This is a genomic window from Micromonospora sp. DT81.3, from assembly GCF_049847225.1.
Classification (GTDB): domain Bacteria; phylum Actinomycetota; class Actinomycetes; order Actinomycetales; family Microbacteriaceae; genus Microbacterium.
Map to the genome: position 1 here is coordinate 134,117 of NZ_JBNCNY010000007.1, position 10,361 is coordinate 144,477.

Below are 10,361 nucleotides of genomic sequence, written 5' to 3' on the forward strand. Positions count from 1 at the left end.
GCATGAGGAGGGGGCCGTTCTCATTCCGGCCGGCGTCGCCGGCGGCCGTACTCGTCGTGCGCGTAACCGATGGATGCGGCGATCATCCCCGCCCCGCGATAGGCGGTGCGGAGGCCCCGCGCGCGGTGCTGCAGCGATCGCGTGAGGACGCCCCACACGCAACGGCCCGATCCGCCCACTACCCGGGCCGCTCCTCGGACGCTCGTCTTGACTCGTTCTCCGGCGCGGGCGCCAACCGACCCCGCGAGCGCGAGATCGACGCGGGCGGCGGTGTTTCCGAACCGGAACGCGCGCATGAGTACCCACGCGCGGGTGAAACGCGCCGCTTCCTCCTGCTCGAGGACGACCGCATCCTCCGCCCACCGGATCGTCCCGCCCCGCGCGGTCAGGGCGCGGGTGAACATGCTGTCGCTCCCTCCCGTGAGGCCGAAGCGCTCGTCGAACCGGAGCGCGAGCGGGCGGATGCGGGTGAGATCGAGGAGCAGGTTGTTCGTGGCGGCCTCGCGCATCGACTGACCGTGTTCGCGCACCGGCCGGATGAACGCGCCGCTTGCCGCCACCCAGGGTTCGACGTCGTCCGGGAAGCGGGTGATCACGCGCCCGGCGACCGCGTGCGCGTTCGTCGCTCTGTGCATTTCGACGAGGTTGCGCAGCCAGTCGGGCTCCGGCAGCTCATCGTCATCCAGAAACACGACCGCGTCCGCGTCAGTGGAATCGTCCAGCGCACGGTTGCGGACCGCGGCTATCCCGGGCGTGCGCTCGATCACGTACGACACCCCGAAGCGGGCCGCCGCCTCCCGCCCGGACCCCGCCGCATCGTTGTCCACCACCAGCACCCTGTACCGGTCATCGCCCGCGGCGTTCAACTGGTCGACCTGCTGCGACACGATAGCCAGCGCGCCCTCGAGGGCCGCAGGGCGTTTGAAGGTCGGGACGGCGACGACGATCACGATGCCGGTCGCCGATCGGCGGTGCGGCCGCGGCCGCGGGCGGCGAGGGCAGCCCGGTAGGCGGCGGCATGAGCGGCACCCGCGTCATCCCAATCGCGTCGCGACAGATCCGGGCGCCCCTGGCGAGGTTCCGCGGTTCGCGCGGCGGCCTCGAGCAGCACCTCCGCGGTGATTTCGCCGTCGAAGAAGTGCACCCAGCCCTCACCGACCTCTTTCGCGAGCGACCGCGTCGTGTCATTGTCGGGCACGAGGACCGGCCGGTCCAGCGACAGCGCCGCCAGCGCCGCACTGGAGTTGTGCATGTGCCGGTAGGGCAGCACGACGAGAGACGACGAGGTCACCGTTTCGACCAGCTCCTCCTCGGAGATGTAACGCAGTTCCACGCGCAGGGCCGGCACCCGCTGGGCGGCGCTGCGGGCCAGGCGCGCGACGGCGGGATCACTCGGCTTGCCGGCGACCGTGAGTCGCAGTTCCGGAGCGGTCGCCGCGCACTCCTCGAACGCAGCGATCAGCTCCTCCACTCCCTTGTACGGCTTGATGAGGCCGACATACGCGAGGTGGTGCGGCTCGACATCGGCCTTGGGTATGAGCGCGAACCAATCCCGGTAATGCCCGAGCGGCACGAGCGCGGACGGGATGCCGGAGACCTCGGGCGTCGTCTCCGACAGCCGCACCCGCAGCGTGGTGCGGCGGTCGAGCGCCCGGAGGAGAAGTGCGTCAGCGCCTCGGTCTTCCCGCGGCGACACGTTGTGCACGGTCTGTACGACGGCGGTGCGCGCGAGTTTGAGCCGCACGACGAGCGCGAGCAGCGCGACGCGCTTGCCTCCGCGCGTGTACCATCGGCGACCCGCCAGGAGCGTGTCTCCCCAGTGCACATGGAACACGTCGTATGACCCGAGGAGCGCGGTGCGCCATGAGAAGGGCACGTGCTCCAGCTCGGGGGTGCGCTGCAGCGCGTTCTTCAGCATCACGATGTAGGGGTTGGTCGTGGCACGGGGGGCGCCGAAAGACTGCATCACCCTGATCCGACGCATCCCGCACCCCCCAAACAAACTGTAATGGTGCGCCGGAGCGTCGGTGGACCGGCATACTTGCACGAAAGCACCGGTCATCTTGGGAGGGTCCGGGTGGAAACCATCTCGGAGACGTACGGGCGGCTGCGCGCGGCGCAGAAGGGTCGCGCGCGCGGCGCGCCGGCATATTCGGTCTTCGTGAACCGGCCCGTCGGCAGACTGCTCGCCGCGATCGCCTACCGTGTGGGGCTGACACCCAATCAAGTGACGGTGATCAGCGCGGCATTCACATTCGCGGGCATCGGCCTGCTCGCCGTCCTTCCCCCGACGCCCGCGCTCGGGATCATCGTGTGGTTACTCCTCGCACTCGGCTATGCGTGCGATTCCGCGGACGGACAGGTCGCCCGCCTTCGGGGCGGTGGGTCCCTCGCGGGAGAGTGGCTCGATCACTTCGTCGACGCGATGAAGATCTCCTCGCTGCACCTGGCGGTGCTCATCGGGCTCAGTCGCGTCGTCGGCGTCGGATCGGCGTGGCTGCTCGTGCCGATCGCCTTCACGGTCGTGGCCAGCACCACCTTCTTCGCGATGATCCTGAACGACCTGCTCAAGGGGAAGCGGGGGCTCGCATCGGCTCACACCGAGGGGGGCGCGAGCACGCTCCGCTCGCTCCTGCTGCTGCCCACCGACTATGGGGTCGTCATGCTCGCCTTCCTCGCCTGGGGATGGCCGCCCGCGTTCCTGGTGCTTTACACGCTGCTCCTGACCGCGGCTACGCTCTTCCTTCTGCTGGCAGCCGTCAAGTGGTTCCGCGAGATGGTCCGCATCGACCGCGAGACCGCAGTGAGATGACGGCCGGTGTGCCGGCGGTCCTCGTCGTGAGCTACGGCTCGCACCAGCTGGTCGCCGAGAACCTCGCGCGCACCGTCCTTCCGGGCGGCGCGCTGATCGCGGTCGTCGACAACTACACGACCGACCAAGAGCGCGCGGCGATGGTCGAGCTGGCGGATCGGGAGGGCTGGCACCTCGTCGGCCCCGACCGCAATCTCGGCTTCGGGTCCGGGATGAACGCCGCGGCTGCGCGCGCGGCCGAGCTCGGTGCAACCTCCTACATCCTGCTCAATCCCGACGCGTACGTCGTCGGAGACGGCGTCGCGACGCTGGCGGATCGGGTCGCCGCCGACCCGTCGGCCGTCATCTCGCCCCTGGTCGTGCGTCCCGACGGCACCCATTTCGCCTCCGCGATGGAATTGGATCTCGACACCGGGGCGGTCCGGCGCGTGCGCAAGGGGCGCCGGTTCGACCGCTCGGCGCTCTGGCTCAGCGGTGCGTGCCTGGCGGTCAGCCGGGAGATGTGGGAGCGGATCGGCGGATTCGACGAGGACTACTTCCTCTACTGGGAGGACATCGACCTCTCGGTGCGTGCGGTTGCCGCCGGGGCCCGGCTGGAGGTCGCGACCGACGTGAAAGCGGTGCACAGCGCGGGCGGCACCCAATCGGTCGCGGAAGGCGGGAAGTCCTCGGTGTACTACTTCTACAACGTGCGCAATCGGCTGGTCTTCGCCGCCCAGCACCTGGAGCCCGACGCACAGCGACGGTGGCGGCGCGGCTCCATCCCCGCGGCCTGGGCGATCCTCCTGCGAGGTGGACGCCGCCAGCTGCTGCACCCCCGGCGCACGATCGTGCCGGCGTGGCGGGGCACGGCATCCGGACTCGCGTACATGCGACGGCGCGCTCGGTCGGCGAGCGGGGTGATCTCGTGAGCAACGGCCGCGTGATCGCGTTCACCGGCAAGTACCACGGCCTCGGCAACCGGCTGCGGGTGACCCTCGGGGCCCGCTCGCTCGCCCGGTGGGCGGGCCGCGACTTCGCCTACACGTGGCCGACCGGCCGAAGGTTCGGCGCACGGTTCGACGAGCTGTGGAAGTTCGGCGAGCGCCGCATCTCGCCGACATGGTCGCGGATGCTCTCGCTGCGGCACCCTTATCGAAAGGCCGACCTCGACTGGCTCGACGACGCGGGATCCGATCGCACGTGGCAGATCCGCACCGCGCACGCCCTTCACCTGCCCGACGGCGCAACGCCGTGGGGCGAGGAGCTGCAGTCCCTCGAGCCGGTGGACGTCATCGCGGACCGCGTGCGCGCGTTCCGCGACCGGCACCTGGCGGGGGAGCCGTACATCGGGGTGATGGTGCGGGCTCACCCCGTGTCGAACGTGCAGACGCTCGAGCACTCACCGCTGCACTGGTACATCGACCGGATGCGCGAGCTGCGGGCCGAACGACCGGGTGTCCGCTTCTTCCTGTCGGCCGACGCCGAGCCTGCGCAGGCCGAGGTGATCGCCGCGATCCCGGGGACGGTGGCGCTCGATGACAAAGGCGGGTACAACACCAAGGCAGCGCTGGTGTCGTCGGTGGTCGACCTCTACCTCCTGGCGGGGGCGGGGCACCTCATCGCCCCCCACTATTCGAGCTTCCCGCACGTCGCCCAGAAGCTCGCAGGTCCCGGCCTTCTCCTCGAGACGTCGATGACCGGGCCGGAGACGCGACTCGAGGGCCGCGAGACCCTCCCCATCGCCGCGGATCCCCTGCGGCCATGGAGTCGGACTCCCGACTGAGCGGGCCCCGTCCTCGGGAGATCCTGAGTTTCGCGTCTCAACCCCCTGCTATAGTCGGTCCCGGGGAATGGCGGACGCCAGCGGGAACTGGCGTCTGCATCACATCGGGGAACAGCCGATCGCGCATGGATGCGCGGCGACTGAACATCATCTGGGGGATGAGCAGTGGGGAAGCGATCGACGCTGAGGCGTCTGGCTATTCGATTCAGCGCGGTGGCGGCGGGAGCCGCCCTGTGCGCAACGGCGTTCACGGCGTGCTCGGCAGAGCCGCAGGCGCAGCCCGGAACGCAGAACGACGATCCGGTGCCGACCGCCACCGTCCCCGCGCCGAACGGCGGCTCCGTCGAGGAGACCGTCGCACCGGTCGATCCCGGTCCGACGCAGGACGCGGAGCTCGGTGAGAGCGCCGACCTCGACGACGGCGTCTCCATCACGGTGAGCGAGGTCGAGCCCCTCGAGGTCGAGGCGAACACGCCGGGCGAGATCGCGGGCCCGGCGGTGGCGTTGACCATCAACGTCGACAACGCCTCCGACGAGACCATCGACCTGAGCACGGCCATGGTGTCCGTGACCGGGTCGGGCGGCTCCTACGGTCAAGCCACCACCTCGGAGCCCTTCAGCCCGTTCATGGGCTCGGTCGAGCCGGGTGCCGCCGCATCCGGCGTGTATGTGTTCAGGCTTCCCGCCCAAGAGCGGGATGCACTTCAGGTAAGCGTCGAGTACGTCGCGGGTGCACCGATCGCCCTCTTCGTCGGCTCTGTCGAGTAGTCGGTCGAAGGAGACAGAGTGAACGCTGGGGCGTTGAATCTGCGCAAGGTTGTCGTCGGGATGACGGTCGCCGCGCTGGCGGCCGCGGGACTGGTGGTGGGAGTCGGCGCGCCGGCGTCCGCCGTCTCGACGACGGGTCCCGCACCGATCGAGCAGCGCAATGCGGCGACGGTCACGAACGACCCGCTGCCGACGGTGCAGATCGACTCGGGCGTCGTGTGGGCGCAGGTCATCGCGGGCGACACGGTATACGCGGGCGGGAGCTTCTCCAATGCGCGTCCCGCCGGCGCAGGACAGGGCACCAGCCTGATGCCTCGCAGCAACATCCTCGCGTACAACATCAACACGGGGGTCGCGACTTCCTTCGCCCCCGTGATCAACGGCACGGTCAAGGCCATGGCGGTCTCGCCCGACGGTGGCACGCTCTACGTCGGTGGATCGTTCACGCAGGTCGACGGTCAGTCGCGCTTCAACGTCGCCGCGTTCAGCACTGTCACCGGCGCGCTTCTCACCACCTTCAAACCGGCGATCGGCGGTTCGTACGTCAACGGAATCGTCGCGACGGACTCCACCGTCTACTTCGGCGGCCTCATCTCTGCGGCCGGTGGCGTCACCCGTAAGAACTTCGCGGCGGCGGCCGCGTCCGACGGGGCTGTCCTGACCTGGGCACCGACAACGGACCTGCAGGTGGACACCATGGTGCTCGCACCGGCCGGCGACAAGATCATCGCCGGTGGCCGATTCGAGAAGGTCAACGACATCACGTCGCGCGGTCTCGCGGCTCTGGATCTCACCAACGGGTCGCTGCTGCCCTGGGCCGTCACCGCGACGGTGAAGAACGGCCTGGCGACAGGCACCACCGCCGGCAAGGCGGGAATCTCGCAGCTGAACACCGACAGCACAGGCGCCGTCTACGGCACCGGCTGGGTGTTCGCCAACGCAGCGACCGGAAACCTCGAGGGCATCTTCGCCGCGGAGGGCGACACCGGCGCGGTCCGCTGGATCGCCGACTGCCACGGCGACCACTACGGGGTCTACTCCGACGGCACCAACGTCTACAGCACCGGCCACGAGCACGACTGTCAGACCGCCGGAGGTCTTCCGCAGGGCTCGGGCAACCCCGGCAACATGAAGAATGCGACGGTGTACACCGCGGCGGTCAAGGGGACGCTGTCGCGCTCCCCGTCGGTGAACGCCACCTACGCCGACTGGAGCGGCTACCCGGCTCCCGCGGCCGTGAACTGGTACGCGGACTGGTTGGTCGGTACCGCGACCGGCCAGGGTCAGGCGGGATGGACCGCGACCGGCAACGGACAGTACCTCCTCATCGGGGGGGAGTTCCCGCTGGTCAACAACATCCGCAGTCAGGGCATCGCGCGATTCGCCGTGAACCCGGTCGGCGGAGCGAAGCAGGGTCCACGCCTCGCGGCCGCTGACTGGACACCGACGGCGAAGTCGGTGGAGTCCGGCTCGGCCCGCGTGCAGATCCCCGCCAACTGGGACCGCGACGACCTCGACATCACGTATCAGCTGTGGGCGCAGGGCGGCACCCAGCCGCTTGCGACCCGTACCGCGTCCTCCACGTTCTGGAACCGACCGACGCAGGTTCTTTCCGCCTCCGGCTTCGAGCCCGGTTCGTCGCAGACCTTCTATGTGATGGCCAAGGACGGGGACGGCAACTCGGCGAAGAGCGCCGACGTCACCGTCACGATCAGCGGCGCGGTGGGTTCCACCTACGCAACCAGCGTGCTCGATGACAGCGCGAGCCTGTACTGGCGCTTCGGCACCAGCAACGCGGTCGGCGGCGCCGACGTCGCCGGCGCGAACAACGCCGTCACGGGCACCGGAGTCGGCACCACGTCCGATGACGCGCTCGTGAACGAGGCCAACGGCTCGGCGACTTTCGGCGGCACCTCCAGCGGGCTTGCGCGCACGACACAGCCGGCGGCTGTCGGATTGTCCTTCGCGACGGAATTGTGGTTCAAGACGTCCACCCTGTCCGGCGGCAAGCTGGTGGGCTATGGCAGCGCGACCTCAGGAAGCTCGTCCAACCCGGACCGTCACCTCTACATGCGCAACAACGGCGCACTGGTGTTCGGAATCTGGCAGGGCATGAACAAGACGATCGAGTCACCGGGCACCTATCGTGACAACCTGTGGCACCACGCGGTGGCGCAGCTGAGCCCGACGGCCGGCATGCAGCTCTACGTCGACGGCGCCCTCGTCGCATCCGATGCCACCGCGACCGCGTCCGCACGGCCCATCACGGGATACTGGCGGGTCGGCGGCGACACGGTCAGCGGATGGCCCGGCGCGCCGAGCTCGAGCTATTTCAACGGTCGGATCGACGAATTCGCCGTGTACCCGGCGACCCTCACGGCGGCGCAGGTTTCCAAGCACTACGCGCTCGGCGCGGGCCTCGCCCTGCCGGCCCCGTCGTTCGCGGTGACCGGACCGGAACTCGCCAAGTCGTTCGACGGCAGCGCGACGACGGCTCCTGCCGGACGCACCATCGTCTCCTACCAGTGGGCCTTCGGCGACGGGGCCACAGCGACAGGGGCGACGGCGGGCCACGTCTACGCCGAACCGGGCACCTACTCGGTGACACTGACGGTCAAGGACAGCGCGAACTTCACGGCCTCGTCTACCCAGACCGTCACCGCCACGCCACCGCATCAGGCGCCCATTGCGGCCTTCACCCCGACCGTGGCCGGCCTGACCGCCGCGTTCGACGCCTCGGCATCCACGGCTTCGGGTGCGGCGTCCATCACCGGCCACTCGTGGGACTTCGGCGACGGCGGGACTTCCGCGGAGGCCGCTCCGTCCCACACGTATGCCGCTGCGGGCACGTACACGACGACGCTGACGGTGACCGACAACCTCGGCTTCTCCAGCACGGTGGCGACGTCCGAAGTCACCGTCAGCCACGCGAATCCGGTGGCTGCGTTCACCTCCTCCACGGTGGGTCTCGACGCATCCGTCGATGCCTCCACCTCCAGCGCGTCCGACAGCGCGACCATGTCGTACTCGTGGAACTGGGGAGACGGATCGCCGGCGGGTTCCGGCGTGACCGCGTCGCACACCTACGCGACGTCGGGGGTCTACCCCGTGACCCTCACGGTCACCGACAGCCTCGGCGCATCGGCGACCAAGAACGCGAACGTGTCGGTGGCCGCACAGGTCTTCGCGGCTCGTGACGACTTCCAGCGCACTCTCGCGACCGGCTGGGGCTCGGCAGTGACCGGTGGCGCCTGGTCGGGCACGGCGGCGTTCTCGGTCTCCGATGGTGTCGGCAGGGTGTCGTTGAATGCGGGCCAGACACGCACGACGACGCTCACCGCCGTCTCGGCGCAGGATGTCGACGCGACGGCCGTCCTTTCGGCGGACAAGCTCGCGAACGGCGGCGGTCTGCACGTGAACCTCGCTGTGCACAAGAGCACCGCCGGGGAGTACCGCCTGAAGGTGCGCACGCTGGCGACGGGAGCGGTTTCGGCGAGTCTGACCAAGCTGGTCGGCACGACGGAGTCCACGCTGGCCACGAAGACGATCACCGGCTACACCTACGCGGCCGACGCGAAGCTCCGGGTGCACCTGCTGACCTCGACCGCCGGCGGCTCGACGGTCCTGAAGGCCAATGTGTGGGCCGACGGCACCGCGGAGCAGACCGGCTGGCTGCTGTCCGCCACGGATGGCCAGTCCGAGCTGCAGGGGGCGGGTCAGGTGGGCGTGATCACCTTCCTGTCCGGCTCGGCCACCAACACTCCGGTGAGCGTATCCGTGGACGACCTCAAGGTGCTGGACACCGCCGCGTCTGCACCGCCCGTCCACGCCGACCCGGCAGCGTCCTTCACCACCTCCGCGTCCGATCTCGTCCTATCGGTGGACGGCTCCGGTTCGACGGCTTCGAACGGCGCGACACTCGCCTACGCCTGGAACTGGGGCGACGGCACCCCGGCGGGCTCCGGTGCAACGGCGTCGCACACGTATGCGGCGGCGGGCACTTATCCGGTGACGCTGACGCTGACCGACAGCCTGGGCGGGTCGGCGACCACGACGCAGAACGCGACCGTCACCGCGCACGTACACCCCGATCCCGTCGCGGCGTTCACGGCGGCCGTGACAGACCTCGGCCTGTCGGTGGACGCGGCCGGTTCGACCTCCTCCGACGGCGCGACCCTTTCCTATGCGTGGAACTGGGGGGACGGCACACCGGCCGGCGCCGGCGCAACGGCGTCGCACAACTACGCGGCTCCCGGCACATACACCGTCACGCTGACGCTCACAGACAACATGGGCGGCTCCGCGGCGACGTCTCAGCCGGTGACGGTGACCGCGCCTCCGGTCGTCTTCGTGGCAAGAGACGACTTCGAGCGCTCGGTCCCCACTGGCTGGGGCAGCGCCATCACCGGCGGCGCGTGGGGCACGTCCACCGGGTTCTCGGTCTCGGACGGAGTCGGGAAGGCCACGCTCAGCCCGGCTCAGACACGTACGAACCTGCTCACCTCCGTATCGGCGCAGAACGTCGACGCGCGCCTCCAGTTCAGCTCGGATGTCCTAGCCAACGGCGGCGGTCTCCACATGAACTACCTCGTACACAAGAGTGCCGCCGGCGACTACCGCCTGAAGCTGCGGATCTCGGCGGCGGGAGTCGTCATCGTTTCGCTGGCGAAGGTCGTCGGCACCACCGAGACGCTCATCGTGAGCCGGACCTTGACCGGCTATACCCATACCCCGGGCGGCAAGCTGCAACTGCGGCTGCAGGCGGTCACCGCGGGGGGATCGACGGCCCTGACCGGCAAGGTGTGGGCCGACGGCGCGGTGGAGCCGACCGACTGGTTCGTGTCGACGACCGACGCGACGCCTGAGCTGCAAAGTGCGGGCCAGGTGGGCGTGCAGACGTATCTGTCCGGATCGGCGACCAACGCGCCGGTGACTGTCAGCATCGACAACGTCGATGTGAGGTAGCCGCCTGAGTGGCAGCGCCCGAGGGGTCGGGCGCTGCCACTCTGCCGCCGA

At 69.6% G+C, this 10,361-nt stretch carries 7 protein-coding genes; 5 read left to right on the plus strand and 2 right to left on the minus strand.

Features of this window, described 5'->3' with window-relative positions:
- Positions 1-20 precede the first annotated feature (20 nt).
- Entirely contained in the window at positions 21-950 is a 930-nt protein-coding gene (locus ACPW96_RS16380; RefSeq protein ID WP_425821921.1) for a glycosyltransferase family 2 protein, read from the minus strand.
- Positions 947-1,966, minus strand: coding sequence for a glycosyltransferase (locus tag ACPW96_RS16385; RefSeq protein WP_425884333.1), 1,020 nt, complete (start codon positions 1,964-1,966; stop codon positions 947-949). The genes ACPW96_RS16380 and ACPW96_RS16385 overlap by 4 nt, the downstream gene beginning before the upstream one ends.
- 111 nt (positions 1,967-2,077) lie before the next feature.
- On the opposite strand from ACPW96_RS16385, the gene ACPW96_RS16390 reads away from it, so the two are divergent.
- The 5 genes from ACPW96_RS16390 (at position 2,078) to ACPW96_RS16410 (ending at position 10,310) form a co-directional block, all read left to right on the plus strand.
- Positions 2,078-2,812, plus strand: coding sequence for a CDP-alcohol phosphatidyltransferase family protein (locus ACPW96_RS16390; protein ID WP_425821917.1), 735 nt, complete (start codon positions 2,078-2,080; stop codon positions 2,810-2,812).
- Positions 2,809-3,723, plus strand: coding sequence for a glycosyltransferase (locus ACPW96_RS16395; protein WP_425821915.1), 915 nt, complete (start codon positions 2,809-2,811; stop codon positions 3,721-3,723). The genes ACPW96_RS16390 and ACPW96_RS16395 overlap by 4 nt, the downstream gene beginning before the upstream one ends.
- Positions 3,720-4,577 (plus strand): hypothetical protein, encoded by an 858-nt coding sequence (locus ACPW96_RS16400; RefSeq protein ID WP_425821913.1) that lies wholly within the window; start codon positions 3,720-3,722, stop codon positions 4,575-4,577. The genes ACPW96_RS16395 and ACPW96_RS16400 overlap by 4 nt, the downstream gene beginning before the upstream one ends.
- Positions 4,578-4,742: 165 nt before the next feature.
- Complete coding sequence (locus ACPW96_RS16405) at positions 4,743-5,345, plus strand: DUF4352 domain-containing protein (protein WP_425821911.1); 603 nt, start codon at positions 4,743-4,745, stop codon at positions 5,343-5,345.
- Between the two features lie 18 nt (positions 5,346-5,363).
- Positions 5,364-10,310, plus strand: coding sequence for a PKD domain-containing protein (locus ACPW96_RS16410; protein WP_425884335.1), 4,947 nt, complete (start codon positions 5,364-5,366; stop codon positions 10,308-10,310).
- Positions 10,311-10,361 lie beyond the last annotated feature (51 nt).

Coding starts and splice junctions, on each gene's coding strand:
- ACPW96_RS16385 (WP_425884333.1), bottom strand. CDS start 1,966: ATGCAGTCTTTCGGCGCCCCCCGTGCCACGACCAACCCCTACATCGTG.
- ACPW96_RS16395 (WP_425821915.1), top strand. CDS start 2,809: ATGACGGCCGGTGTGCCGGCGGTCCTCGTCGTGAGCTACGGCTCGCAC.